18 protein-coding genes and 4 tRNA genes are annotated in these 26,069 nt (G+C 64.2%); 21 read left to right on the top strand and 1 reads right to left on the bottom strand.

Annotated features, from left to right (window positions below; translation table 11 throughout):
- From pth to N5J29_RS16750, 3 genes are all read left to right on the top strand, one after another.
- On the top strand, window positions 1-560 hold a 560-nt coding region (gene pth, locus N5J29_RS16760; protein WP_279924484.1), incomplete at its 5' end, for an aminoacyl-tRNA hydrolase.
- A gap of 102 nt (window positions 561-662) precedes the next feature.
- The gene (ychF, locus tag N5J29_RS16755; RefSeq protein ID WP_053520317.1) at window positions 663-1,754 is read left to right on the top strand and encodes a redox-regulated ATPase YchF; all 1,092 of its coding nucleotides are present in this window, start codon (window positions 663-665) and stop codon (window positions 1,752-1,754) included.
- Window positions 1,755-2,509: 755 nt separating this feature from the next.
- The gene (locus N5J29_RS16750; RefSeq protein ID WP_164153090.1) at window positions 2,510-3,061 is read left to right on the top strand and encodes a hypothetical protein; all 552 of its coding nucleotides are present in this window, start codon (window positions 2,510-2,512) and stop codon (window positions 3,059-3,061) included.
- Between the two features lie 74 nt (window positions 3,062-3,135).
- On the opposite strand, the gene N5J29_RS16745 is transcribed toward N5J29_RS16750, so the two are convergent.
- Entirely contained in the window at window positions 3,136-5,874 is a 2,739-nt protein-coding gene (locus tag N5J29_RS16745) for a TonB-dependent receptor (RefSeq protein ID WP_164153089.1), read from the bottom strand.
- A 168-nt stretch (window positions 5,875-6,042) separates the two neighbouring features.
- On the opposite strand from N5J29_RS16745, the gene N5J29_RS16740 reads away from it, so the two are divergent.
- The 18 genes from N5J29_RS16740 (at window position 6,043) to fusA (ending at window position 26,038) form a co-directional block, all read left to right on the top strand.
- Window positions 6,043-7,065: a cyanophycinase gene (locus N5J29_RS16740; protein WP_053520321.1), complete on the top strand. Its 1,023-nt coding sequence runs from the start codon at window positions 6,043-6,045 to the stop codon at window positions 7,063-7,065.
- Between the two features lie 88 nt (window positions 7,066-7,153).
- Window positions 7,154-8,170, top strand: coding sequence for an isoaspartyl peptidase/L-asparaginase (locus N5J29_RS16735; RefSeq protein ID WP_065176002.1), 1,017 nt, complete (start codon window positions 7,154-7,156; stop codon window positions 8,168-8,170).
- Between the two features lie 137 nt (window positions 8,171-8,307).
- Window positions 8,308-8,393: transfer RNA gene (locus N5J29_RS16730), tRNA-Tyr, on the top strand.
- Window positions 8,394-8,418: 25 nt separating this feature from the next.
- A tRNA-Gly gene (locus N5J29_RS16725) sits at window positions 8,419-8,492 on the top strand.
- A 48-nt stretch (window positions 8,493-8,540) separates the two neighbouring features.
- Window positions 8,541-8,616: transfer RNA gene (locus N5J29_RS16720), tRNA-Thr, on the top strand.
- 39 nt (window positions 8,617-8,655) lie between these two features.
- Window positions 8,656-9,846 (top strand): elongation factor Tu, encoded by a 1,191-nt coding sequence (gene tuf, locus N5J29_RS16715; protein ID WP_065176003.1) that lies wholly within the window; start codon window positions 8,656-8,658, stop codon window positions 9,844-9,846.
- Between the two features lie 103 nt (window positions 9,847-9,949).
- Window positions 9,950-10,025, top strand: a tRNA-Trp gene (locus tag N5J29_RS16710).
- Window positions 10,026-10,073: 48 nt separating this feature from the next.
- A complete protein-coding gene (gene secE, locus N5J29_RS16705; protein ID WP_053519951.1) occupies window positions 10,074-10,487 on the top strand; it encodes a preprotein translocase subunit SecE in 414 nt (137 codons plus the stop codon).
- A gap of 10 nt (window positions 10,488-10,497) precedes the next feature.
- Window positions 10,498-11,061, top strand: coding sequence for a transcription termination/antitermination protein NusG (nusG, locus tag N5J29_RS16700; RefSeq protein WP_053519952.1), 564 nt, complete (start codon window positions 10,498-10,500; stop codon window positions 11,059-11,061).
- A 231-nt stretch (window positions 11,062-11,292) separates the two neighbouring features.
- On the top strand, window positions 11,293-11,721 hold the full coding sequence (gene rplK, locus N5J29_RS16695) for a 50S ribosomal protein L11 (RefSeq protein WP_004145248.1): 429 nt from the start codon (window positions 11,293-11,295) through the stop codon (window positions 11,719-11,721).
- A 4-nt stretch (window positions 11,722-11,725) separates the two neighbouring features.
- Window positions 11,726-12,424: a 50S ribosomal protein L1 gene (gene rplA, locus N5J29_RS16690; protein WP_004154350.1), complete on the top strand. Its 699-nt coding sequence runs from the start codon at window positions 11,726-11,728 to the stop codon at window positions 12,422-12,424.
- Window positions 12,425-12,812: 388 nt separating this feature from the next.
- Complete coding sequence (gene rplJ, locus N5J29_RS16685) at window positions 12,813-13,343, top strand: 50S ribosomal protein L10 (RefSeq protein WP_053519953.1); 531 nt, start codon at window positions 12,813-12,815, stop codon at window positions 13,341-13,343.
- A gap of 63 nt (window positions 13,344-13,406) precedes the next feature.
- Window positions 13,407-13,775, top strand: coding sequence for a 50S ribosomal protein L7/L12 (gene rplL, locus N5J29_RS16680; protein ID WP_053519954.1), 369 nt, complete (start codon window positions 13,407-13,409; stop codon window positions 13,773-13,775).
- A 321-nt stretch (window positions 13,776-14,096) separates the two neighbouring features.
- On the top strand, window positions 14,097-18,251 hold the full coding sequence (rpoB, locus tag N5J29_RS16675; protein ID WP_053519955.1) for a DNA-directed RNA polymerase subunit beta: 4,155 nt from the start codon (window positions 14,097-14,099) through the stop codon (window positions 18,249-18,251).
- Between the two features lie 89 nt (window positions 18,252-18,340).
- Window positions 18,341-22,564, top strand: a complete 4,224-nt coding sequence (rpoC, locus tag N5J29_RS16670) for a DNA-directed RNA polymerase subunit beta' (protein WP_053519956.1) — start codon at window positions 18,341-18,343, stop codon at window positions 22,562-22,564.
- Window positions 22,565-22,897: 333 nt separating this feature from the next.
- On the top strand, window positions 22,898-23,272 hold the full coding sequence (rpsL, locus tag N5J29_RS16665) for a 30S ribosomal protein S12 (RefSeq protein ID WP_004145320.1): 375 nt from the start codon (window positions 22,898-22,900) through the stop codon (window positions 23,270-23,272).
- A gap of 12 nt (window positions 23,273-23,284) precedes the next feature.
- Window positions 23,285-23,758: a 30S ribosomal protein S7 gene (rpsG, locus tag N5J29_RS16660; protein ID WP_053519957.1), complete on the top strand. Its 474-nt coding sequence runs from the start codon at window positions 23,285-23,287 to the stop codon at window positions 23,756-23,758.
- 138 nt (window positions 23,759-23,896) lie between these two features.
- On the top strand, window positions 23,897-26,038 hold the full coding sequence (fusA, locus tag N5J29_RS16655) for an elongation factor G (RefSeq protein WP_049470847.1): 2,142 nt from the start codon (window positions 23,897-23,899) through the stop codon (window positions 26,036-26,038).
- Window positions 26,039-26,069 lie beyond the last annotated feature (31 nt).

Here is a 26,069-nt window from a genome sequence, read left to right as displayed (position 1 = left end):
TCGTCGGTCTGGGCAATCCCGGATCGGAGCACGCCCGGACCCGGCACAATGCCGGGTTTCATTTCGTTGAGGCCCTGGCGGAAAAGGCAGGGGCGCGATGGAACGTGGACAGCAAGCTGTTCGGCGAGACCGCCAAGGTCGAGATCGCCGGGCAGACGGTATGGCTGCTCAAGCCTGCCACTTTCATGAACCTCAGTGGCAAATCGGTCACCGCCGCGCAGCGGTTCTGGAAGATCGAGCCCGAGGAAACCCTGTTGGCGCATGATGAACTGGACCTCCCGCCCGGTGTGGCGCGGCTCAAGTTCGACGGCGGTCATGGCGGCCAGAATGGCCTGCGTGACACCATCCGCCTGCTGGGTCACGGCAAGTTCCATCGCCTGCGCGTGGGCATCGGCCATCCCGGCCACAAGGATCGCGTGGTGGGCTGGGTGCTGGGCCGCCCGTCCAAGGACGACGACCTGCTGATCGCGCGCGCCATCGACGATGCGATCGACGTGATGCCGCTGGCCGTACAGGGCGATTTCAATGAAGCGATGAAGCGCCTGAACACCCCGAAGTAGCTGCCAACCCCGGTTGGCACCCGCAATGATCGATTGAAACAGCTTGGGAAAGCGGCGCGCGCGCTGTTTTCCCAATCAATTTCACCCCAGAGGTTGTCAAAGATGGGTATCAAATGCGGCATCGTCGGCCTGCCCAACGTCGGCAAGTCGACCCTGTTCAACGCGCTGACCAAGGCGGGCATCGCCGCGGCGAACTTCCCGTTCTGCACCATCGAACCGAACGTCGGCATCGTGCCGGTGCCGGACCCGCGCCTGAACGAGCTGGCAGCGATCATCAACCCGCAGAAGGTCATTCCGACCGCCGTGGAATTCGTCGACATCGCCGGCCTGGTCGCCGGTGCTGCCAGCGGCGAAGGACTGGGCAACAAGTTCCTCGCGCACATCCGCGAAGTCGATGCGATCACCCACGTGGTGCGCTGCTTCGAGAACGCCGACGTCATCCATGTCAACAACAAGGTCGATCCCATTTCGGATATCGAAACCATCGATACCGAACTGGCCCTGGCTGATCTGGACAGCGTCGAGAAGGCGCTGAACCGCGCCGAGCGCGCTGCCAAGGGTGGCGACAAGGAGGCCGCCGCGCGCAAGCCGGTGCTGGCCAAGCTGCAGGCTGCGCTGTCTGACGGCAAGTCCGGCCGTTCGGTGGGTCTGGACGAGGAAGAGAAGGCGCTGGTGCGCGACCTGTTCCTGCTGACCCTGAAGCCGGTGATGTACATCGCCAACGTGCTGGAGGACGGGTTCGAGAACAACCCGCACCTGGAAGCCGTGCGCGCGCACGCTGCCGCCGAGGGCGCGCAGGTGGTACCGGTGTCTGCCGCGATCGAGGAAGAACTGTCGCAGCTTGACGATGAGGATCGCGACACGTTCCTGGCCGACCTGGGCCTGAGCGAGCCGGGCCTGAACCGCGTGATCAACGCGGCCTACAGCCTGCTGGGCCTGCAGACCTACTTCACTGCCGGCGTGAAGGAAGTCCGCGCCTGGACCGTGCGCAAGGGTGCCACTGCCCCGCAGGCCGCCGCGGTCATCCACACCGACTTCGAGAAGGGCTTCATCCGCGCCGAAACCATCGCGTATGACGACTTCATCAAGTACAAGGGCGAAGCCGGTGCCAAGGAAGCCGGTCGCCTGCGCCTGGAAGGCAAGGAATACCGCGTGCAGGAAGGCGACGTGCTGCACTTCCGCTTCAACGTCTGATCCAGCGGCATCGGATCGACCCCGGACGCCCCGCCCCGAGCGGGGCGTCCGCGTTTCCGGCATCCGTCCCTGCGCTGGACAAAAATTGACCATGCTCTGAAACGCCTGCAGCGCAACGTTCGCACACACTTGTCCACATCAAACCCCCACCGCTTTCCACGCGCGGTGTGGAAAACCCAGCGTGCCGCTGTAGAGCCGAGCCCATGCCCGGCTGATGCCAGCCGAAGCCGAGCATGGGCTCGACTCTACAGAAGCTTGTCCGCGCAGCGTGGATAAATTTTCGCCACGCTTCGAAACGCCTGCGCGACAACGCTCTTACCCACTTGTCCACATCAAGTTCCCATTGCCTTCCACGCTGCGTGTGGAAAACAATCGCAGTCGTGGACAAAAAATCACCACGCATGGAAACGCCTGAGGCGCAAGGCTCTCGCCTACTTGTCCACACCAAGCCCCCATCGCTTTCCACGCGTGGTGTGGAAAACCACGGCCAACAGCAGATTCCGATTTCGGACTTGTTGCATGGTGCGCGGCGCGGTGCTGCTTCAGGCTGGCCTCCGGCCCTTCCACTGACACGGTCGGCATCATGCCTGTGCGCGACCCGGAGAGTTGCTATGACGACGCGAACGTATGGGTGGGTAGTGGCGATCGCGGCCCTCGGGTTGCTTCTGGCCTACGGCTGCCAATACATGGTCGTGCGGCCTGCACGAGGGAGTGCATCAGCCCCGGAGTGCACTGCCGTCAGCCTGTTGAGTGCCATGCGCGAGCGGTTGCGACCCGAAGCGGACTTCAGCGAAAGCGGAGGTATCTACCTGGACTCTGTTGACCCGGAGGATCCAGAGGCACTGATCGCCTATGCAGCACTGGGCCGTATCTGCCGGGAGCCAGCAGGACGACGCACCGATGAGGGGCAGGCCCTTGCCAGACGGCTTGCCCGGATCGCATCCAGCTTCATCGTCGGGGGAAGGCTTGAGCCCGGTCGCTACGTCCTGACCGCGGCCACGACTGGCTCCCGGGGCGATGAAGTGGTCGCGGTGTCACCGGAACACCTTGCACTGCTGCGAAGCATGAACACCCGCACGCTGGGGAGAGCAGTGATGCTGATGGACAGCAAGCGTCCCTACGGTGATACGCATTACCTCTACATCGACATGGCCCGCGCGCTGGGGGAGCCGGTTCCGCTGGACGCGAATGGTAATGCGACGTTCGCGCCGGGGGTGATTGCCCGGTACGACGAACTGCATGGACAGATGATTGATGTGGTCCGTGTTTTCTGGCGCTTTGCGGAGCCGGCGCAGTCTACGTCCTGAGCGGAACTGCACGCGGAAGGGGACGGAGGCCTGCGCCGCCGTCTTCCCGCCTGAGTTCAATGCAGCGGCACGCCTTACAGCGCGCTGCCGCCGAACTTGTGCGTGTACTGCAGATTGATCGTGCGGCCCACGCTGTCGAACCAGGAGACGTCGTAGTACGGGTACGCCGTGTATGTGGCGTCCTTCGGCGGCATCTTGTTGAACACGTTGACCACAGACAGAGACAGGCGCGAGTGGTCGTCGAAGCGATACTGCACCGACGCGTTGTAGCGGTACGTGGCCCTGATGTACGGGCTGTCGCCGCTGTCCCAGTCGAACACCTGGTCGTAGCTGTCCGAGGTGGGCAGCTTGCCCAGTCGCGAACCGTACACGGTGGCCGACCACGCATCTTTTTCCCACGTCACACTGACGCTGCTCTTGGTGCGCGGGATGTCGAAGCCGCTGTTCACCGCGAACTGGTCCTCGATCGCATCGCCGGTGTAGCGCTGGAAATCGTGCTTCTTCACCCAGGTGTGGCTGCCGTTGAAGATGAAGTCACCGATACCGGTCTGCAGGCGGTAGCGCAGGCCCGCATCGATGCCTGAGGTCGACTCGCGTGCCACGTTGATCGGATTCACGTGCACCCCGTACAGGCGGCCGTCGGCGGTCCGTGTCACCCGCGCCAGTGCGTCCACGCAGGTCGGTGACGTGATGTCGGCGTCGCCCAAGCGGCAGTTCGCTTCACTGGCCAGTATCGTGCGCACGTCCATGTCCTGCACCTGCCTGCGCATGTCGATGTCGAACCAATCCACCGAAAGATCCAGCCCTGCGGCCGGCGACCAGACGAAGCCTGCGCTCCACGAGGTGCTGGTCTCCGGGTCCAGCTCGCGGTTGCCGCTGCGGCTGCGGATGACGTTGCGCTCGTAGTCCGAGCAGTCGTCGGCCTGTTCGGCGCGGCAGCTGTACAGGTCCTCGGCGCTGGTCTCGTCGTTGCCGGGGCCGGCAAACACGTAGTGCAGGTCCGGGGCGCGGAAGGCCGTGCCGTACGAGCCGCGCACCAGCAGGCTCTCGACCGGGCGCCACTCAAGGCCGCCGCTCCAGGTCGCCTTGCCGATCGTGTGGCCGGAGTAGCGGTACTGGTCATAGCGACCGGCCACGCTCAGGTTGATCGTCTCGTGCAGCGGCATGCGCAGCTCGGCGGCCGTTGCCCAGCGGTTGCGCGAACCCTTGCCGTCGGAATCCTTCCAGCTGTAGTAGTAGTACTGGGTCGCCAGCGGATCGGGATTCAGCGCGTAGGCCTGCTGGCCCACTTCCACGGTCGCGGCAAAACCGGCATCGCCGCCGGGCAGGGCGAACAGCGAGCCGTTGGTCAGGGTGAGGGCGGCCGTCTCGGTGCGGGACTTCGGGGTATAGGTGGTGCGTGCGGCGATCGCGTCGTACTCGGCGCGGGTCAGCGGGCGGTACAGCCGCGACGGGTCAGCGTTGTAGATCGGGAAGCCGTCATCGTCCTCGCCCAGCTGCGGGCCCAGGAACAGGTCGTTGGCCCTGCCGGCGATGATCTGCGGCCAGCTGATCCGCGACTGGTACTGCGAATGGCTCAACGCCGCTTCGTAATCCCAGTTGCCGGCCAGGTTGCCCTTGAAGCCGGTGGTCACGCTGAAGGTCTTCTGCGTGCTGCGCACCATCGCGTTGCGCAGGCCACCCATTTCCTCGGGCGAGAACTGACGCTGCCAGAACTCGATTTCGCCAGTGGCTTCATTGCTGAAGTAGCCCGACTCGTCGCCGTCGGCGGCCATGCGGCCCCACGACGTCACGTCGCGCATCAGCGCCAGCGTGTGGTAACCCATCTGCACGTCGGCGAACCACTGCTGGCCGTTGTCGAAGTCATAGCTCAGCGAGGCATAGCCGTTGGCGCCGCGGCGCTTGCTGAGGATGGTGCCGTAGCCGATCGACGCGTCGCTGCCGCAGTAGTAGCCATAGCGGGGGCGGAAGGCATGGTAGGTGCTGCCCTGGTTCTGTCCGCTCAGGGCATCGCAGGTGGCCGCGCCCGGATCCAGGTAGTCATCGTTGTAGTCGGTGCGCAGGTAGGCACGGCGGGCGATGCGCGAGCCCTCGGTCGGCCCGTCCTGGGTCGAATCCTGGATGTCGCGCTCATAGGCCCACAGCGGCGTCTGCGACTGCAGCTCCACGCTGTACACCGCATTGAAGCGGCCCGTGCTGAACCCGCTGGACAGGCTCATGTCGAAGGAATCGCCACCGCCCTCACTGGTGGTGCCCATGCGCACGTCGACCGTGGTGCCGTCGGCCTTCTTCTTGAGGATGAAGTTGACCACGCCGGCGATCGCGTCCGAACCATAGATGGCCGAGGCGCTGCCGGTCAGCACTTCGATGCGGTCGATCATGCCCAGCGGAATGTTGGACACGTCGGTGAAGTTGCTGCGGCCCTGGAACGGCATCGGGAAATCGGCGATGCGGCGGCCGTTGACCAGCACCAGGGTGTGGTTGGGCCCCAGCCCGCGCAGGTCGACCTGCTGCGCACCCGGCGAGAAGTCGGCGCCGCTGGAGGATTGCTGGCTCTGCGTCTCGCCGCCGTTCTGGGTCATTGCCCGCAGCACGTCCGGCACGGTGGTGAAGCCGCTGGAACGGATCTGTTCGGCGTCGATCACCGTGATCGGGGCGGGGCCCTCGACCTGGGCGCGCGGAATGCGTGAGCCGGTGACCTGTACCGCATCGAGCTGCCGTACCGGAGAGGAGGCCGGAGCCTGGGCCGCCGCAGAAGCGGCAAGGCCCATCAACGCCAGCTGGATCGACCACGCCATCGCCTGTCTACGCATGAGAAGTTCCCGGAAGTAATGCCGGCCCGCAGAGGAGGGGCCCATCCCCATTCAGATTTCCGCAATGGGCGCCGGCATTTAACGCCTTTTTCATGCCCTTGACTACTGATGACCCATCTGGCAAAGAGTGAAAACGCTTGCAGGTCGTTTCTGTTCAGGGAGATCAAGATGCGACGGTTCCATCGAAGGCTGCGTCACGTGCTTGCCGGCCTGGCAGTGCTGGTTCTCCTGGGCTCGCCGCTGGCCGCGTCCGCGCAGGACCTGCAGGGGCCGGGATTCGCCTATTACGAGACCGGCGATCTCGATGCCCCGCGACCGGGGCCGAGGGCGCCGGCGATGATGCTGATGGGCGGCGGAGAGTGGGTGCCGGAGGCGTTCCAGTGGTGGTTGAAGCAGGCCGGCAATGGCCGCGTGCTGATCCTGCGCGCCTCCGGCAGCGACGAGCTGCAGGAGCGTCTGCACCATGACATCGGCGGCACCACCGCCGTGCAGACCCTGGTGTTCGACAGCCGTCGTGGCGCCGACGACCCGGCCGTACTGCGGGTGGTGGCCGCGGCCGACGCCATCTTCATCGCCGGCGGCGACCAGTCGCGCTACATCCGCTTCTGGAAGGGGACCGCACTCAACCGCGCGCTCAATGCCCACGTCCGTGCCGGCAAACCGATCGCCGGCACCAGTGCCGGATTGGCGATCCTCGGTGGCTATGCCTACGGCGCGCTTGACGGTGGCAGCGTCACCTCCGCCGCCGCGCTGGCCGACCCGATGGGCAGCGCGGTGACGATGGACAGTGGCTTCCTGCAGATGCCCTATCTGCAGCGGGTGGTCACCGACACCCACTTCGACCGGCGTGATCGTCTCGGTCGCCTGATCGTGTTCGTCGCCCGTGCCGCGCAGGACAGTGGCGACCCGGACATGATCGGCATCGGCGTGGACGAAGACACCGCGCTGTGCGTGGAGCCTGACGGACGCGCGCAGGTGTACAGCGCCGATGGTCATGGCAGGGTCTGGGTGGTCCGCCCGGGACGTGGCGCGGACCGGCTCACGCAGGGCGAACCGCTGCGTTTCCACGCTGTGCCGGTTACCGTGGTGGCAAGCGGTGGCCGCATGCGGCTGGACGACTTCCAGGCCGACGCCGACTATCACGCAGCGGTCGATGTTGACGGTGGCCGGATTGAACTGATCCGTCGCTGACCGCTGCTGCCGGCCGCGCGCCGGCCCTTCCCTTCGGGCATCTCGTCGAGCCTGCTCGATGCCATCGCTTCCATTTCCGGAGATATCGATGAAGCTTCATCTGGCGCTGTCTGCGCTGCTGTCCCTGCCGTTGCTCGCCCATGCTGCGCCGGATGCGTCGCCCCTGCTGGTCATCCATGGCGGTGCCGGCGTCGAGCGCAAGGATCTGTCCGCCGCCGAGGAGAAGGCGGCACGTGCGGCACTCCGTGCGGCGCTGCTGAAGGGGCATGCCGAGCTGGCAGCCGGTCGCCCTGCACTGGCGGCGGTCACCGCAGCGATCACCGTTCTCGAGGACGATCCCACGTTCAATGCCGGCAAAGGCGCGGTGTTCACCCACGAAGGGCGCAACGAGCTGGATGCGGCCGTGATGGATGGCGCCACCCAGGCGGCCGGCGCGGTGGCCGGCGTGCAGCGCGTACGCAACCCGATCCTGCTGGCAACGGCCGTGATGCAGGAATCGAAACACGTGATGATGGTCGGGCAGGGCGCTGAGGCGTTCGCCGTCGAGCAGGGCATGACCCTGGTCGATCCTTCGTACTTCCGCACCGACAAGCGCTGGCAGCAGCTGCAGCGCGCACTGAAGGAGGAGGCCGGCGGCCAGGCCCACGCCGACCTGGAAACGGCCCGGCACTTCGGCACGGTCGGTGCGGTTGCGCTGGATGCGCAGGGGCGCCTGGCAGCGGGGACCTCCACCGGAGGAATGACCAACAAGCGCTACGGGCGCGTCGGCGATTCGCCGATCATCGGCGCCGGCACCTGGGCCGATGCACGCTGTGCGGTGTCGGGAACCGGGTGGGGCGAGTACTACATCCGCACCGCTGCCGCGCACGAGATCTGCGCGCGTATCCGCTACCAGGGCCAGTCGCCGGCGGAGGCGGGCAGGGGCGTGATCAACGAGGCGATTCCGCAGATGGGTGGGGATGGCGGTGCGATCGTGCTCTCCGCCGATGGAAAAGCGGCCACGCCGTTCAACACGCAGGGCATGTACCGCGGCTGGATCGGTGCCGACGGCGTTCCGCATGTGGCGATCTTCGCCGACGAGGCCTTGGCACTGCCCGGGCAATAGGCTTGCGTATCAAAGGGTTTGCGACGCATGTGAAAAAAAGTGAAAAAAAGCGTTGACAGGCCCCCGCTTCATCTCCAGAATTGCGGGCTCACCACCACACACCGCAACGCTTCGGCGGCACGGGATGGGGTTGAAACGGAGGGATACCCAAGCGGCCAACGGGGGCAGACTGTAAATCTGCTGGCTTACGCCTTCGGTGGTTCGAATCCACCTCCCTCCACCAGCTTCACGTTGTGGCACTTCCCGGTGCGGGAGTAGTTCAATGGTAGAACCTCAGCCTTCCAAGCTGATGGTGCGGGTTCGATTCCCGTCTCCCGCTCCATTGAATGAACTTTGAATGTTATCGAGTTCATGCCATAATGCAAAACTCGCTCACGTAGCTCAGTCGGTAGAGCACTTCCTTGGTAAGGAAGAGGTCGAAGGTTCGATTCCTTTCGTGAGCACCATCTTCAGCACCACACCAGACGAATTCGAGATAAGCAGCCATGGCCAAGGGTAAGTTCGAGCGCACCAAGCCGCACGTCAACGTCGGCACCATCGGTCACGTCGACCACGGCAAGACCACGCTGACCGCCGCGCTGACCAAGATCGGCGCCGAGCGCTTCGGTGGCGAGTTCAAGGCGTATGACGCCATCGACGCCGCACCGGAAGAAAAGGCTCGTGGCATCACGATCTCGACCGCGCACGTCGAATACGAATCCCCGACCCGTCACTACGCCCACGTTGACTGCCCGGGCCACGCTGACTACGTCAAGAACATGATCACCGGTGCCGCCCAGATGGACGGCGCGATCCTGGTGTGCTCGGCCGCTGACGGCCCGATGCCGCAGACCCGCGAGCACATCCTGCTGTCGCGTCAGGTCGGCGTGCCGTACATCGTGGTGTTCCTGAACAAGGCTGACATGGTCGACGACGCCGAGCTGCTCGAGCTGGTCGAAATGGAAGTGCGCGAACTGCTGAGCAAGTACGAGTTCCCGGGCGACGACACCCCGATCATCTCGGGTTCGGCCCGCCTGGCGCTGGAAGGCGACCAGAGCGAGATCGGCGTGCCGGCGATCCTGAAGCTGGTCGACGCGCTGGACACCTGGATTCCGGAGCCGGAGCGTGCGATCGACAAGCCGTTCCTGATGCCGGTGGAAGACGTGTTCTCGATCTCGGGCCGCGGCACCGTGGTGACCGGTCGTATCGAGCGCGGCGTGATCAAGGTTGGTGACGAAATCGAAATCGTCGGTATCCGTCCGACCCAGAAGACCACCGTGACCGGCGTGGAAATGTTCCGCAAGCTGCTGGACCAGGGCCAGGCAGGCGACAACGCCGGTCTGCTGCTGCGCGGCACCAAGCGTGACGACGTCGAGCGCGGCCAGGTTCTGGCCAAGCCGGGTTCGATCACCCCGCACACCGAGTTCGAAGGCGAAGTGTACGTGCTGTCGAAGGACGAGGGCGGCCGTCACACCCCGTTCTTCAACGGCTACCGCCCGCAGTTCTACTTCCGCACCACCGACATCACCGGCGCTGCCAAGCTGCCGGAAGGCGTGGAAATGGTGATGCCGGGTGACAACGTCAAGATGACCGTGACCCTGATCAACCCGGTCGCGATGGACGAAGGCCTGCGCTTCGCCATCCGCGAAGGTGGCCGCACCGTCGGCGCCGGCGTGGTCTCGAAGATCATCAAGTAAGCCTGCAGTACCGGCGGTTGCATAGCGCTGCCGGTCGCGCGAGTGGCGGGCCGGGAACCTCGGTCCGCCTTCGCCGTCTAAGGGAAGGCAAGTTTCAAAACGTACGCCAGTAGCTCAATTGGCAGAGCAGCGGTCTCCAAAACCGCAGGTTGGGGGTTCGAGTCCCTCCTGGCGTGCCATCTGCCCACCTTATCCAGCGGCCCTTGCCGCTAAAGCAGACACACCGGATGAATAGCAAGATCGAACATTCCAAGGACACCTCCGCCAGCGGTGGAGATATCGTCAAGTACGTTGCCGCATCCCTGCTGGTGCTGGCGGGTCTGTTCGTCTGGTTCTGGTTCTCCGCCGACTCCGGTCGCGCCGCCCAGCTGGGCGCGTGGGCGGGTCAGCTGCGTGCGTTGGCGGTCGTGGTCGGTCTGGTTGGCGGTATCGGCGTGTTCATGCTGACCGGCAAGGGGCGCGACACCCGCGAATTCCTCTCCGAGTCGCGCTTCGAACTGCGCAAGGTGGTCTGGCCGACGCGCCAGGAAGCCGTTCGCATGACCTGGGTCGTGATTGTCGTGGTGCTCATCCTCAGCCTGCTGCTGGGTGGCTTCGACTTCCTGATCCAGAAACTGACTCAGTGGTTCCTGAGCCGCTAAGGAGAATTGCATGAAGCGTTGGTACGTCGTTCACGCCTATTCGGGCTTTGAGAAGTCGGTGGCGCAGGCTCTGCGTGATCGCATCGTCCGTGATGGCATGGAAGAGCGCTTCGGCGACGTCCTGGTTCCGACCGAGGAAGTGATCGAAATGCGCGCCGGCCAGAAGCGCCGGTCCGAGCGCAAGTTCTTTCCGGGTTACGTGCTGGTCCAGATTGAGACCCACGAAGAGGCCGGTATTCCGCGCATCGACAACGAAAGCTGGCACCTGGTCAAGGAAACCCCGCGCGTGATGGGCTTCATCGGCGGTACCGCCGATCGTCCGCTGCCGATCGCCGATTCCGAAGCCGAGTCCATCCTGAACCGCGTTCAGGAAGGTGTCGAGAAGCCGCGTCCGAAGGTGCTGTTCGAGCCGGGCCAGATGGTCCGCGTCACCGATGGTCCGTTCAACGATTTCAACGGTGTGGTCGAAGAAGTCAACTACGAGAAGAGCCGTCTGCGCGTCTCGGTGCTGATCTTCGGTCGTGCCACCCCGGTCGAGCTCGAGTTCGGCCAGGTCGAGAAGCAGACCGGCTGATGCCCGGTGATGCTGCCGGCCACGGGCTGGCAGCCTTCAGGTCGCCCTCCCTGTTCAGACAGGGCGCCCAAAATCTGATATAGTGCGCGGCTCCCCGCTGGGAAGCCAGCAGGACGAGGCCACCGCAAGGTGGCCTTCGGCATGATTTCAAAACGCGATGCCGGGACGCGTGATTCCCGGTCCGATGGGGAGCCTGTTGTCGAAAGGCGCTAGCACCCGGAGAGTACTCACATGGCAAAGAAAGTTGTCGGTTACATCAAGCTGCAGGTGAAGGCCGGTCAGGCCAACCCCTCGCCGCCGGTCGGTCCTGCGCTGGGTCAGCGCGGCCTGAACATCATGGAATTCTGCAAGGCGTTCAACGCTGCCACGCAGAAGCTCGAGCCGGGTCTGCCGGTTCCGGTGATCATCACGGCCTACTCGGACCGTACGTTCACCTTCATCACCAAGAGCACCCCGGCCACCACCCTGCTGAAGAAGGCAGCTGGCATCTCGTCGGGCTCCAAGCGCCCGAACACCGAGAAGGTCGGCAAGGTCACCCGTAAGCAGCTGGAAGAGATCGCCAAGGCGAAGGAACCGGATCTGACTGCCGCCGACCTGGACGCCGCCGTGCGTACCATCGCTGGCTCTGCCCGTTCCATGGGCCTCGTGGTGGAGGGTTAAGAAGATGGCACAGACCAAGCGTGAGAAGGCCATCAAGGCCGCCGTCGTTCCGGGCAAGGCTTACGCCTTCGAGGACGCGATCAACATCCTGAAGAGCGCCACCAAGGCCAAGTTCGTCGAGTCGATCGACGTTGCTGTGCGCCTGGGCGTCGACGCGAAGAAGTCCGACCAGCAGGTCCGTGGCTCCACCGTCCTGCCGGCCGGTACCGGCAAGTCGGTCCGCGTTGCCGTGTTCGCTCCGGCCGGTGCCAAGGCTGATGAAGCCCTGGCCGCTGGCGCCGAAGCCGTCGGCATGGATGACCTGGCCGAGAAGATGCAGGCCGGCGATCTGAACTACGACGTCGTCATCGCGACCCCGGACGCCATGCGCGTTGTCGGTAAGCTGGGCACCGTGCTGGGCCCGCGCGGCCTGATGCCGAACCCGAAGGTCGGCACCGTTTCCCCGAACCCGGGTGAAGCCGTGAAGAACGCCAAGTCGGGCCAGGTCCGTTACCGCACCGACAAGGCTGGCATCATCCACTGCACCATCGGCAAGGCCGACTTCGCCGAAGACGCGCTGAAGTCGAACCTGACCGCGCTGCTGCTGGACCTGATCAAGGCCAAGCCGGCCACCTCGAAGGGCACCTACCTGCAGAAGGTTTCGGTCAGCTCGACGATGGGCCCGGGCGTCACCGTCGACCAGTCGTCGCTGACCCTGAAGTAATTGTTTCAAGCGGTCACGGTACTTTCGGGTGCCGTGACCGTGACATTTGAAGGCATCGCAGGCAGCCCACCGCCTGCGGTAGCCGTCAAAGACCGCAGGCGCGGTCGTGGCAGGGCCGGCGACGGGCACGGAAGCTCGATATGGCAGGGAGTCGCCGCCGGAACAGTCATGAACGCTTAATCGATTCCCCGGAATCACCCTGCGTAGATGGTGCCCTTCTGGAGTTTTTCTGGTTCACGCACGTCTGGGTTTCCCAGGTTGGCCCACTCCAGGTCTAGAACGGCCCACCCCCCGGAACATCATCCTGGTGTTCCCGGCGTCCAGGACGGATGCCGCACAGGACCGCACACGGCAGGAGCCGTAAGCGGAGTTCAATTGGAGGAGTGCAATGGCTCTCAATCTGTCCCAGAAGCAAGAAGTAGTCGCCGAGCTGGCAGACGTCGCCGCCAAGGCCCACTCCTTGATCGCAGCCGAATACGCTGGCACCACGGTCGCCCAGATGACCGCGATGCGCAAGCAGGCTCGTGAAACCGGTGTTTTCTTGAAGGTTGTCAAGAACACCCTGGCTTCGCGCGCCGTTGAAGGCACCGAGTTCGCCGTGGCCCAGGACCAGATGGTTGGTCCGCTGCTGTACGCGTTCTCGCTCGAGGAGCCCGGCGCTGCCGGTCGCCTGATCAAGGAAGCCGCCAAGGGCAACGACAAGCTGAAGGCTAAGGTCGTCGCCATCGGTGGCGAAGTGTTCCCGGCAAGCCACGTCGACGTGCTGGCCTCGCTGCCGACCCGCGATCAGGCCCTGGCCATGCTGGCCCGCGTCCTGACCGAGCCGGTCACGATGTTTGCCCGCGCCATCAAGGCTGTTGGCGAGAAGCAGGGTGGTGGCGAAACCGCCGCTGCCGAGCCGGCCGCCGAGACCGCCTGAGTTTCGACTTACCGTGGTTCCTGACGGAACCTCAACCCAGAAAATCATCCAAAGGTATTAATCATGTCCCTTACCAACGAACAGATCGTCGACGCCATCGCCGAGAAGTCCCTGATGGAAGTGATGGAGCTGGTCAAGGCCATCGAAGAGAAGTTCGGCGTCTCCGCCGCTGCTCCGGTTGCCGTGGCTGCTGCCGCTGGCCCGGCCGCTGCTGTTGAAGAGCAGACCGAGTTCACCGTCACCCTGAAGTCGGCCGGCGAGAAGAAGGTCGAAGTCATCAAGGCCGTCCGCGCCATCACCGGCCTGGGCCTGAAGGAAGCGAAGGACCTGGCCGAAGCCGGTGGCGTCCTGAAGGAAGGCGCTTCGAAGGACGACGCCGAGAAGATGAAGAAGGACCTGGAAGCTGCTGGCGCGACTGTCGAAGTCAAGTAAGCACTTCCTTTGCATCGTCATCGATTCTCGGCGATGCAGCCAAGGCTGGGGGCGTAAGCCCCCGGCCTTTGGTCGTTGTTGCAGGCCCGCGTACTGCGCGGGTGGAATCAGGCGGTAGAAAGCCCAACACGGGCTGCGGTCAAATCCCGGCACGCCCGCGCATCGCGCGGCAGCAGGGAAGTAGATGCAGACGAGTTGGCAGTTGGAAGTAGCGGGAGAAGGCGTGCTGGTGCCGGCAATACCAGCGACTTCCAACTGACAATTTCAAAGTTCCCTTCAGGGTCGTGGACGCACGGCCCGCACAACAAGGTGGAAGACCTCATGACGTCCTATTCGTTCACCGAAAAGAAGCGTATCCGCAAGGATTTCGGCAAGCAGCGCTCGATTCTCGAAGTGCCGTTCCTGCTCGCGATCCAGGTGGATTCCTACCGTGATTTCCTGCAGGAGAACATCGATCCGGCCAAGCGTGCCGATCATGGCCTGCACGCCGCGCTGAAGTCGGTCTTCCCGATCGCCAGCTACAGCGGCAATGCCGCCCTGGAGTACGTCGGCTACAAGCTGGGCGAGCCGGTCTTCGACGAACGTGAATGCCGCCAGCGCGGCATGAGCTACGGCGCTCCGCTGCGCGTGACCGTGCGCCTGGTGATCTACGACCGCGAGTCGTCGACCAAGGCCATCAAGTACGTGAAGGAGCAGGAGGTCTATCTGGGCGAAATCCCGCTGATGACCGAGAACGGCACCTTCATCGTCAACGGCACCGAGCGCGTCATCGTCTCGCAGCTGCACCGCTCGCCGGGCGTGTTCTTCGACCACGACCGCGGCAAGACCCACAGCTCGGGCAAGCTGTTGTACAGCGCCCGCATCATCCCCTACCGCGGTTCCTGGCTGGACTTCGAGTTCGACCCGAAGGACGCGCTGTTCACCCGTATCGACCGCCGCCGCAAGCTGCCGGTGTCGATCCTGCTGCGCGCGCTTGGCTACAGCAACGAAGAGATGCTGGCCGAGTTCTTCGAGATCAACACCTTCCACATCAACCCGGATGAAGGCGTCCAGCTGGAGCTGGTGCCGGAGCGCCTGCGTGGCGAAACCCTGGGCTTCGACCTCGCCGACGGCGACAAGGTCATCGTGGAAGCCGGCAAGCGCATCACCGCGCGCCACATCAAGCAGCTGGAAGCCTCGGGCATTGCGGCCCTGGCCGTGCCGGACGACTACTTGGTCGGCCGCATCCTGTCGCACGACGTGGTTGATGCCTCGACCGGCGAACTGCTGGCCCAGGCCAATGACGAGATCAGCGAAGAGCAGCTGCAGAACTTCCGCAAGGCAGGCGTCGATGCGGTCGGTACCCTGTGGGTGAACGACCTGGATCGTGGTCCGTACCTGTCCAACACCCTGCGCATCGATCCGACCAAGACCCAGCTGGAAGCACTGGTCGAGATCTACCGCATGATGCGTCCGGGCGAGCCGCCGACCAAGGACGCCGCGCAGAACCTGTTCCACAACCTGTTCTTCACCTTCGAGCGCTACGACCTGTCCGCGGTCGGCCGCATGAAGTTCAACCGTCGCGTGGGCCGCAAGGAAACCACCGGCGAAGCCGTGCTGTACGACAGCAAGTACTTCGGTGAGCGCAACGACGAAGAGTCCAAGCGCCTGGTCGCTGCCCATGGCGACAGCTCCGACATCCTGGACGTGATCAAGGTCCTGACCGAGATCCGCAATGGTCGCGGCGTGGTCGACGACATCGATCACCTGGGCAACCGTCGCGTGCGTTCGGTCGGTGAAATGGCCGAGAACGTGTTCCGCGTCGGCCTGGTCCGCGTCGAGCGCGCGGTCAAGGAACGCCTGTCGATGGCCGAGTCCGAAGGCCTGACGCCGCAGGAACTGATCAACGCCAAGCCGGTCGCTGCCGCCATCAAGGAGTTCTTCGGCTCCTCGCAGCTGTCGCAGTTCATGGATCAGAACAACCCGCTGTCGGAAGTGACCCACAAGCGTCGCGTCTCGGCCCTGGGCCCGGGCGGCCTGACCCGTGAGCGCGCCGGCTTCGAAGTGCGCGACGTGCACCCGACCCACTACGGCCGCGTCTGCACCATCGAAACGCCGGAAGGCCCGAACATCGGCCTGATCAACTCGCTGGCCGTGTACGCCCGCACCAACCAGTACGGTTTCCTCGAGACCCCGTACCGCAAGGTCGTGGACGGCAAGGTCTCCGACGAGATCGAGTTCCTGTCGGCGATCGAGGAAAACGAGTACGTCATCGCCCAGGCCAACGCCCTGACCGATGCCAAGAGCATGCTGACCGAGCAGTTCGTGCCGTGCCGCTACCAGGGCGAGTCGCTGCTGAAGCCGCCGGCGGAGGTCCACTTCATGGACGTCTCGCCGATGCAGACCGTGTCGATCGCGGCCGCGCTGGTGCCGTTCCTGGAGCACGATGACGCCAACCGCGCACTGATGGGCGCGAACATGCAGCGTCAGGCCGTGCCGACCCTGCGTTCGCAGAAGCCGCTGGTCGGCACCGGCATCGAGCGCGCCGTGGCGCGTGACTCCGGTGTGACCGTGAACGCCCGTCGTGGCGGTGAGATCGTGCAGATCGACGCTGCCCGCATCGTGGTCAAGGTGGTCGAGGAAGAGATCGTCGGTGCCACCGACGCCGGCGTCGACATCTACAACCTGGTCAAGTACACCCGTTCCAACCAGAACACCTGCATCAACCAGCGTCCGCTGGTCCAGGTGGGTGACGTCATCGCCCGCGGCGACGTGCTGGCCGACGGTCCGTCCACCGACATCGGCGAACTGGCCCTGGGCCAGAACATGCTGATCGCGTTCATGCCGTGGAACGGCTACAACTTCGAAGACTCCATCCTGCTCTCCGAACGCGTGGTGGAAGAGGATCGCTACACCACGATCCACATCGAAGAGCTGACCTGCGTCGCGCGCGACACCAAGCTGGGGCCGGAGGAAATCTCCGCCGACATCCCGAACGTTTCCGAGCAGGCGCTGAACCGCCTGGACGAGAGCGGCGTGGTGTACATCGGTGCGGAAGTCCGCGCCGGCGACATCCTGGTCGGCAAGGTCACGCCGAAGGGCGAGAGCCAGCTGACCCCGGAAGAGAAGCTGCTGCGCGCGATCTTCGGCGAGAAGGCTTCGGACGTTAAGGACAGCTCGCTGCGCGTTCCGCCGGGCATGGACGGCACCGTCATCGACGTGCAGGTCTTCACCCGCGACGGCATCGAGAAGGACAAGCGTGCGCGCCAGATCGAAGAGTCGGAGATCAAGCGCGTCAAGAAGGACTTCGACGACCAGTTCCGCATCCTGGAAGCCGCCATCTACATGCGTCTGCGTTCGCAGATCGTCGGCAAGGTGGTCAACGGCGGTGCCGGCCTGAAGAAGGGTGACGTCATCACCGACGCGTACCTGGACGGCCTGAAGAAGGCTGACTGGTTCGTGCTGCGCATGAAGGACGAGGACGCTTCGGAAGCCATCGAGCGCGCCCAGAAGCAGATCCAGGCGCACGAGAAGGAATTCGAGCGTCGCTTCGCCGACAAGCGCGGCAAGATCACCGCAGGCGACGACCTGGCTCCGGGCGTGCTGAAGATGGTCAAGGTGTTCCTGGCCGTGAAGCGCCGCATCCAGCCGGGCGACAAGATGGCGGGTCGCCACGGCAACAAGGGCGTGGTGTCCAACGTGGTGCCGGTCGAGGACATGCCGTACATGGCCTCGGGCGAAACCGTGGACATCGTGCTGAACCCGCTGGGCGTGCCGTCGCGTATGAACATCGGCCAGATCCTGGAAGTGCACCTGGGCTGGGCCGCCAAGGGCCTGGGCCGCAAGATCCAGGCAATGCTGGAAGCCCAGGCGGCCGTTGCCGACCTGCGCCGGTTCCTGGACGACATCTACAACCACGATGACACCAACGTGGCCAACCGTGTCGACCTGTCGCAGTTCAGCGACGAGGAGCTGCTGCGCCTGGCCCGTAACCTCACCGACGGCGTGCCGATGGCCACCCCGGTGTTCGACGGTGCCACCGAAGCGGAAATCAAGCGCATGCTGGAACTGGCCGATCTGCCGAGCAGTGGCCAGACCCAGCTGTACGACGGCCGCACCGGTGAAGCGTTCGATCGCCACACCACCGTGGGTTACATGCACTACCTGAAGCTGAACCACCTGGTCGACGACAAGATGCACGCGCGTTCGACCGGTCCGTACTCGCTCGTCACCCAGCAGCCGCTGGGCGGCAAGGCGCAGTTCGGTGGCCAGCGCTTCGGTGAAATGGAAGTCTGGGCGCTGGAAGCCTACGGCGCGGCCTACACCCTGCAGGAAATGCTGACGGTGAAGTCCGATGACGTGCAGGGCCGCAACCAGATGTACAAGAACATCGTCGACGGTGAGCACGAGATGGTCGCGGGCATGCCGGAATCCTTCAACGTGCTCGTGAAGGAAATCCGCTCGCTGGCCATCAACATGGAACTGGAAGACAACTGATCCATGCCGGCGCGGCGGCTCTCTCCGCCGCGCCGCTGGCAGTGACCTGAAAGCCCATCGACACAGCATTCCTCCTTCTGGAGAACACCATGAAAGACCTGCTCAATCTCTTCAACCAGCAGCGCCAGACGCTGGACTTCGACGCGATCAAGATCGCGCTGGCTTCGCCGGACCTGATCCGCTCGTGGTCCTTCGGCGAAGTGAAGAAGCCGGAAACCATCAACTACCGTACCTTCAAGCCGGAACGCGACGGCCTGTTCTGCGCCGCCATCTTCGGCCCGGTCAAGGACTACGAGTGCCTGTGCGGCAAGTACAAGCGCATGAAGCACCGCGGCGTGGTCTGCGAGAAGTGCGGCACTGAAGTGACCCTGGCCAAGGTGCGCCGCGAGCGCATGGGCCACATCGACCTGGCCTCGCCGGTCGCGCACATCTGGTTCCTCAAGTCGCTGCCGTCGCGCATCGGCCTGATGCTGGACATGACCCTGCGCGACATCGAGCGCGTGCTGTACTTCGAAGCCTACGTGGTGACCGAGCCGGGCCTGACCGCCCTGGAGCGCCGCCAGCTGCTGACCGAAGAACAGTACCTGCAGGCCCGCCAGGAGCACGGTGACGACTTCGACGCCGCCATGGGCGCCGAGGCCGTGTACGAACTGCTGCGCACGATCGACCTGCAGTCGGAGATGACCCGCCTGCGCGAGGAGATCGCCGCGACCGGTTCGGAAACCAAGCTGAAGCGACTGACCAAGCGCATCAAGCTGATCGAGGCCTTCCTGGAGTCGGGCAACCGTCCGGAATGGATGGTGATGACCGTGCTGCCGGTGCTGCCGCCGGACCTGCGTCCGCTGGTGCCGCTGGACGGTGGCCGCTTCGCGACCTCGGACCTGAACGACCTGTACCGTCGCGTCATCAACCGCAACAACCGCCTGCGCCGCCTGCTCGAACTGAGCGCGCCGGACATCATCGTGCGCAATGAAAAGCGCATGCTGCAGGAATCGGTCGATGCGCTGCTGGACAACGGTCGCCGTGGCCGTGCCATCACCGGCACCAACAAGCGCCCGCTGAAGTCGCTGGCCGACATGATCAAGGGCAAGCAGGGTCGCTTCCGTCAGAACCTGCTGGGCAAGCGCGTGGACTACTCGGGCCGTTCGGTCATCGTGGTCGGTCCGTACCTGCGCCTGCACCAGTGCGGCCTGCCGAAGAAGATGGCGCTGGAGCTGTTCAAGCCGTTCGTGTTCGCCAAGCTGCAGCGTCGTGGCCTGGCCACCACCATCAAGGCCGCCAAGAAGCTGGTCGAGCGCGAAGAAGCCGAAGTCTGGGACATCCTGGAAGAGGTCATCCGCGAGCATCCGGTGATGCTGAACCGCGCGCCGACCCTGCACCGTCTGGGCATCCAGGCGTTCGAGCCGGTGCTGATCGAAGGCAAGGCCATCCAGCTGCATCCGCTGGTCTGCACCGCGTTCAACGCCGACTTCGACGGTGACCAGATGGCCGTCCACGTGCCGCTCTCGCTGGAAGCCCAGCTGGAAGCGCGTGCGCTGATGATGTCGACCAACAACATCCTGTCGCCGGCCAACGGCGAGCCGATCATCGTGCCGTCGCAGGACGTCGTGCTGGGTCTGTACTACATGACCCGCTCGCTGGAAAACAAGAAGGGCGAGGGCATGGCCTTCGCCAACATCGCCGAAGTCAAGCGCGCCTACGACAACCGCGTGGTGGAACTGCACGCCAAGGTCAAGGTCCGCATCACCGAAGTGGTGACCGACGAGGAAGGCAACAAGCAGAACAAGACCTCGATCGTGGATACCACGATCGGTCGCGCCCTGCTGGCTGAAATCCTGCCGGAAGGCCTGCCGTTCGCGCTGGCCAACACCGAGCTGACCAAGAAGAACATCTCGCGCCTGATCAACTCCAGCTACCGTCAGCTGGGTCTGAAGGACACGGTCGTGTTCGCCGACAAGCTGATGTACACCGGCTTCGCCTACGCAACCCGCGCCGGCGTGTCGATCGGTATCGACGACATGCTGATCCCGGACGAAAAGCGCGGCATCCTCACCGAGGCCGAAGCCGAAGTGCTGGAAATCCAGGAGCAGTACCAGTCGGGTCTGGTCACCGCTGGCGAGCGCTACAACAAGGTGGTCGACATCTGGTCGCGCACCAACGAGCGCATCGCCAAGGCGATGATGGACACCATCGGTACCGAGAAGGTCGTCAATGCCAAGGGTGAGACCATCGATCAGAAGTCGATGAACTCGCTGTACATCATGGCCGACTCCGGTGCACGAGGCAGCCAGGCGCAGATCCGTCAGCTGGCCGGCATGCGCGGCCTGATGGCCCGCCCGGACGGCTCGATCATCGAGACGCCCATCAAGGCGAACTTCCGCGAAGGCCTGAACGTGCAGGAGTACTTCAACTCCACCCACGGTGCCCGTAAGGGTCTGGCCGATACCGCGCTGAAGACCGCGAACTCGGGTTACCTGACCCGTCGACTGGTCGACGTGGCGCAGGACGTGGTGATCACCGAGGTGGATTGCGGTACCACCGAAGGCCTGATCATGACCCCGATCGTGGAAGGCGGTGACGTGGTCGAGCCGCTGAAGGACCGCGTGCTGGGTCGCGTGGTTGCCGAGGACGTGTTCCTGCCGGGCAACGACGAAGATCCGATCGTCACCCGCAACACCCTGCTGGACGAGCAGTGGGTCGCCAAGCTGGAAGATGCCGGCGTGCAGAGCATCAAGGTGCGTTCGACGATTTCGTGCGAATCGGCCTTCGGTGTCTGCGCTCGCTGCTACGGCCGCGATCTGGCCCGTGGCCATCTGGTCAACATCGGTGAAGCGGTCGGCGTCATCGCCGCCCAGTCCATCGGTGAGCCGGGTACCCAGCTGACCATGCGTACCTTCCACATCGGTGGTGCGGCGTCGCGAGCTGCTGCGGTCGACAACATCACCGTCAAGACCACCGGCTCGGTCAAGTTCAGCAACCTCAAGTCGGTCGAGCATGCCAACGGCTCGCTGGTGGCAGTGTCGCGCTCGGGCGAAATCTCGGTGCTCGATGCCCACGGCCGTGAGCGTGAGCGCTACAAGCTGCCGTACGGTGCGACCATCACGTCCAAGGACGGCGATGCGATCAAGGCTGGCCAGACCGTGGCCAACTGGGATCCGCATAACCACCCGATCGTGTCGGAAGTGGCCGGCTTCATCCGCTTCATCGACTTCGTCGACGGCATCACCGTCATCGAGAAGACCGACGAGCTGACCGGCCTGGCCTCGCGCGAAATCACCGATCCGAAGCGTCGTGGTACCCAGGCCAAGGACCTGCGCCCGATCGTGCGCATCGTCGACGCCAAGGGCAACGACCTGTCGATCCCGGGCACCGATCTGCCGGCGCAGTACCTGCTGCCGCCGCGCTCGATCGTCAACCTGCAGGATGGCGCCCCGGTGGGCGTGGGTGACGTCGTCGCCAAGATCCCGCAGGAAGCCTCGAAGACCCGCGACATCACCGGTGGTCTGCCGCGCGTGGCCGACCTCTTCGAAGCGCGCAAGCCGAAGGATCCGGCGGTGCTGGCCGAGCGTTCGGGCATCATCAGCTTCGGCAAGGACACCAAGGGCAAGCAGCGCCTGATCATCAAGGACACCGATGGTTCGGAGCACGAAGAGCTGATTCCGAAGTACCGCCAGGTCATCGTGTTCGAAGGCGAGCATGTCACCAAGGGTGAAACCATCGTGGACGGCGAGCCGAGCCCGCAGGACATCCTGCGCCTGCTGGGTGTCGAACCGCTGGCGGCCTACCTGGTCAAGGAAATCCAGGACGTGTACCGCCTGCAGGGCGTGAAGATCAACGACAAGCACATCGAGGTGATCACCCGCCAGATGCTGCGCAAGGTCGAGATCACCGATCAGGGCAGCAGCAAGTTCCTGAACGGCGAGCAGGTCGAACGCCAGCGCGTTATCGAGGAGAATGCCCGCCTGTCGACCCGCAACGAGCTGCCGGCGCGGTTCGATCCGGTCCTGCTGGGCATCACCAAGGCCTCGCTGGCCACCGAGTCGTTCATCTCGGCGGCGTCGTTCCAGGAGACCACCCGCGTGCTGACCGAAGCGGCCGTGCGCGGCACCTCGGACAACCTGCGTGGCCTGAAGGAAAACGTCATCGTCGGCCGTCTGATTCCGGCCGGTACCGGTCTGGCGTACCACAGCCAGCGCCGTCGTGGCGCGTCCGGCCTCACCGAGTCGGAGATGCAGACCCTGGCCGGCACCCCGGCGGCGGTCGAGGCTCCGGCAGTGGAAGCCGAGACCGAACAGGCTGCGGGCGAGGAATGAGGTGACCGGTCCGGCCGCAAGGCCGGACCCACCTTTGCGGTAACGCCCGGGGACATGCCCGGGCGGGCTTGAAGGGCAGGGCGGCGCAGGCCGTCCGACCTGGCTGTAGCGGCAGGCGGCTCCATCCGTGGAGGGCCGGTCGAACCTGAACGGGGTACATGGAGGCCCCCCAGTAACGTTCCGGGATCAGGGACGGGCTTGACAGGACGCGTTTGACGTCGTTCCTGGCAGGTTGCTACAATCGTCTGTCTCAGCAGGCCAGAATTTTGGCCTGCTTTAACATTTCCGCATCTCTGGCCGGATTTTCCGGCCACCAATCAGAAGAACCTACTGATGGCGACGATCAACCAGCTGGTCCGCAAGCCGCGGCAAGCGACCACCTACAAGAGTGCCTCGCCGGCGCTCGACAAGTGCCCGCAGCGCCGTGGCGTCTGCACCCGTGTCTACACCACCACTCCGAAGAAGCCGAACTCGGCCCTTCGCAAGGTTGCCAAGGTCCGCCTGACCAACCAGGAAGAAGTGATTTCCTACATCGGTGGTGAAGGCCACAACCTGCAGGAGCACTCCGTGGTCCTGATCCGCGGCGGTCGCGTCAAGGACCTGCCGGGTGTGCGTTACCACACCGTTCGTGGCTCGCTCGACGCCGCCGGCGTTGCCAAGCGTCGCCAGGCCCGTTCCAAGTACGGCGCCAAGCGTCCGAAGGCCTAAGGAGAGAGCACTATGTCGCGTAAGGGTAATACTCCGCAGCGTTCCGTCCTGCCCGATCCGAAGCACGGAAGCGAAACCATCGCCCGCTTCATCAACATGGTCATGCAGAGCGGCAAGAAGTCCGTCGCCGAAAAGATCGTGTACGGCGCCATGGACGTGATCACCGAGAAGAACAGCAGCGCCAACGCCATCGAGCTGGTACAGAAGGCGCTGGACAACGTCGCTCCGGCGGTCGAAGTCAAGTCGCGTCGCGTCGGCGGTGCCACCTACCAGGTGCCGGTCGAAGTGCGTGCCTCGCGCAAGATGGCTCTGGCCATGCGCTGGCTGATCGACTCCGCGCGCAAGCGTGGTGAGAACACCATGCCGAAGAAGCTGGCTGCTGAACTGATCGACGCCTCGGAAAACCGTGGTGGCGCCATCAAGAAGCGCGAAGAAACCCACCGCATGGCCGAAGCCAACAAGGCATTCGCCCACTACCGCTGGTGAGTTTGACGGCCTTGCAAAACAGGCAGGGCAGCACCACCTAGGTGCTGCCTCGCGGTCCCAGAAGGACTGCGCCAACCCGAAGGCCGCCGAAAGGCGGCGTTCGGCCATCCGAAATCCAAGAAATCTGAGAGGCTCCCCGTGGCCCGTTCCACTCCCATCGAGCGTTACCGTAACTTCGGCATCATGGCTCACATCGATGCCGGCAAGACCACCACGTCCGAGCGCATCCTGTTCTACACCGGCAAGAGCCACAAGATCGGTGAAGTGCATGACGGCGCCGCCACCATGGACTGGATGGAGCAGGAGCAGGAGCGTGGCATCACGATCCAGTCCGCTGCCACCACCGCGTTCTGGAAGGGCATGGACAAGTCCCTGCCGGAGCATCGCTTCAACATCATCGACACCCCCGGGCACGTCGACTTCACCATCGAAGTGGAGCGCTCGCTGCGCGTGCTCGACGGTGCGGTGTTCGTGCTGTGTGCCGTCGGTGGCGTGCAGCCGCAGTCGGAAACCGTGTGGCGCCAGGCCAACAAGTACCACGTGCCGCGCATCGCGTTCGTCAACAAGATGGACCGTACCGGTGCCAACTTCCAGAAGGTCGTCGGCCAGCTGAAGGCCAAGCTGGGCGCGGTTGCCGTGCCGATGCAGCTGCCGATCGGCGCTGAAGACAACTTCAAGGGCGTCGTCGACCTGCTGAAGATGAAGGCCATCCACTGGGATGAAGCCTCGCAGGGCATGAAGTTCGAGTACAGCGACATCCCGGCTGAACTGCAGGCGGCTGCTGAAGAAGCCCGCCAGTTCATGGTCGAGACCGCTGCCGAAGCCAGCGAAGAGCTGATGGAGAAGTACCTGGGCGGCGAAGAGCTGGCCGAGGCTGAAATCATCAACGCGCTGCGTACCCGCACCCTGGCCACCGAGATCGTGCCGATGTACTGCGGCTCGGCGTTCAAGAACAAGGGCGTGCAGGCCATGCTGGACGGCGTGATCCAGCTGCTGCCGTCGCCGGTCGATGTGCCGGACGTGAAGGGCGTGGACGTCGACGACGATACCGTCGAGATGACCCGCAAGTCGGACGACAAGGCGCCGTTCTCGTCGCTGGCCTTCAAGATCATCACCGACCCGTTCGTCGGCGCGCTGACCTTCTTCCGCGTCTACTCGGGCACGCTGAACGGTGGTGACACCGTGCTGAACTCGGTGAAGGGCAAGAAGGAGCGCATCGGCCGCATCCTGCAGATGCACTCGAACAACCGCGAGGAAATCAAGGAAGTTCTGGCGGGTGACATCGCTGCGGCCGTGGGCCTGAAGGACACCACCACCGGTGACACCCTGTGCGCCGTGGACGCCCCGATCATCCTGGAGCGCATGACGTTCCCGGAGCCGGTGATCTCGATGGCCGTCGAGCCGAAGACCAAGTCGGACCAGGAAAAGATGGGTCTGGCCCTGGGTCGTCTGGCGCAGGAAGATCCGTCGTTCCGCGTCAAGACCGACGAAGAATCCGGCCAGACCATCATCTCCGGCATGGGCGAGCTGCACCTGGACATCATCGTCGACCGCCTGAAGCGCGAGTTCAACGTTGAAGCGAACGTCGGTGCGCCGCAGGTGGCCTACCGCGAAACGATCACCCTGGCCGACGTCAAGTCGGACTACAAGCACGCCAAGCAGTCCGGTGGTAAGGGTCAGTACGGTCACGTCGTGATCGAGCTGTCGCCGATCACCGCTGAAGACCGTGCCGATCCGAAGCTGGCTCCGGCCATCAAGGACGACTTCCTGTTCATCAACGACATCACCGGCGGCGTGATCCCGAAGGAATTCATTCCGTCGGTCGAGAAGGGCCTGCGCGAAACCATCACCAGCGGCCCGCTGGCTGGCTTCCCGGTCGTGGACGTCAAGGTGAAGCTGGTGTTCGGTTCGTACCACGACGTCGACTCCTCGGAAATGGCGTTCAAGCTGGCTTCGTCGATGGCCTTCAAGCAGGGCTTCGCCAAGGCCAAGCCGGTGCTGCTGGAGCCGATCATGAAGGTCGAGATCGTGACCCCGGAGGATTACCAGGGTGACGTGATGGGCGACGTCAGCCGTCGTCGCGGCGTGCTGCAGGGTTCCGACACCACCGGTGACGGTTCGGCCAGCATCATCAACGCGATGATCCCGCTGGGTGAAATGTTCGGCTACGCCACTGCGCTGCGTTCGCAGACCCAGGGCCGCGCCACCTTCACCATGGAATTCGATCACTACGAGCCGGCTCCGACCAACATCGCCGAAGCCGTCATGAAGAAGGGCTGAGCCTCGCTCAGCCTCTCTTGAAACCACTTAC

This window comes from Stenotrophomonas sp. GD03680 (assembly GCF_029844625.1).
Classification (GTDB): domain Bacteria; phylum Pseudomonadota; class Gammaproteobacteria; order Xanthomonadales; family Xanthomonadaceae; genus Stenotrophomonas; species Stenotrophomonas maltophilia_P.
Note: the sequence above shows the minus strand (reverse complement) of the source record. Positions and strands in the feature narration are given on the sequence as shown.

Excerpts from the sequence above, each read along its gene's own strand:
- ychF (WP_053520317.1), top strand. The coding sequence starts at position 663 with ATGGGTATCAAATGCGGCATCGTCGGCCTGCCCAACGTCGGCAAGTCG.
- N5J29_RS16750 (WP_164153090.1), top strand. The coding sequence starts at position 2,510 with ATGCGCGAGCGGTTGCGACCCGAAGCGGACTTCAGCGAAAGCGGAGGT.
- N5J29_RS16745 (WP_164153089.1), bottom strand. The coding sequence starts at position 5,874 with ATGCGTAGACAGGCGATGGCGTGGTCGATCCAGCTGGCGTTGATGGGC.
- N5J29_RS16740 (WP_053520321.1), top strand. The coding sequence starts at position 6,043 with ATGCGACGGTTCCATCGAAGGCTGCGTCACGTGCTTGCCGGCCTGGCA.
- N5J29_RS16735 (WP_065176002.1), top strand. The coding sequence starts at position 7,154 with ATGAAGCTTCATCTGGCGCTGTCTGCGCTGCTGTCCCTGCCGTTGCTC.
- tuf (WP_065176003.1), top strand. The coding sequence starts at position 8,656 with ATGGCCAAGGGTAAGTTCGAGCGCACCAAGCCGCACGTCAACGTCGGC.
- secE (WP_053519951.1), top strand. The coding sequence starts at position 10,074 with ATGAATAGCAAGATCGAACATTCCAAGGACACCTCCGCCAGCGGTGGA.
- nusG (WP_053519952.1), top strand. The coding sequence starts at position 10,498 with ATGAAGCGTTGGTACGTCGTTCACGCCTATTCGGGCTTTGAGAAGTCG.
- rplK (WP_004145248.1), top strand. The coding sequence starts at position 11,293 with ATGGCAAAGAAAGTTGTCGGTTACATCAAGCTGCAGGTGAAGGCCGGT.
- rplA (WP_004154350.1), top strand. The coding sequence starts at position 11,726 with ATGGCACAGACCAAGCGTGAGAAGGCCATCAAGGCCGCCGTCGTTCCG.
- rplJ (WP_053519953.1), top strand. The coding sequence starts at position 12,813 with ATGGCTCTCAATCTGTCCCAGAAGCAAGAAGTAGTCGCCGAGCTGGCA.
- rplL (WP_053519954.1), top strand. The coding sequence starts at position 13,407 with ATGTCCCTTACCAACGAACAGATCGTCGACGCCATCGCCGAGAAGTCC.
- rpoB (WP_053519955.1), top strand. The coding sequence starts at position 14,097 with ATGACGTCCTATTCGTTCACCGAAAAGAAGCGTATCCGCAAGGATTTC.
- rpoC (WP_053519956.1), top strand. The coding sequence starts at position 18,341 with ATGAAAGACCTGCTCAATCTCTTCAACCAGCAGCGCCAGACGCTGGAC.
- rpsL (WP_004145320.1), top strand. The coding sequence starts at position 22,898 with ATGGCGACGATCAACCAGCTGGTCCGCAAGCCGCGGCAAGCGACCACC.
- rpsG (WP_053519957.1), top strand. The coding sequence starts at position 23,285 with ATGTCGCGTAAGGGTAATACTCCGCAGCGTTCCGTCCTGCCCGATCCG.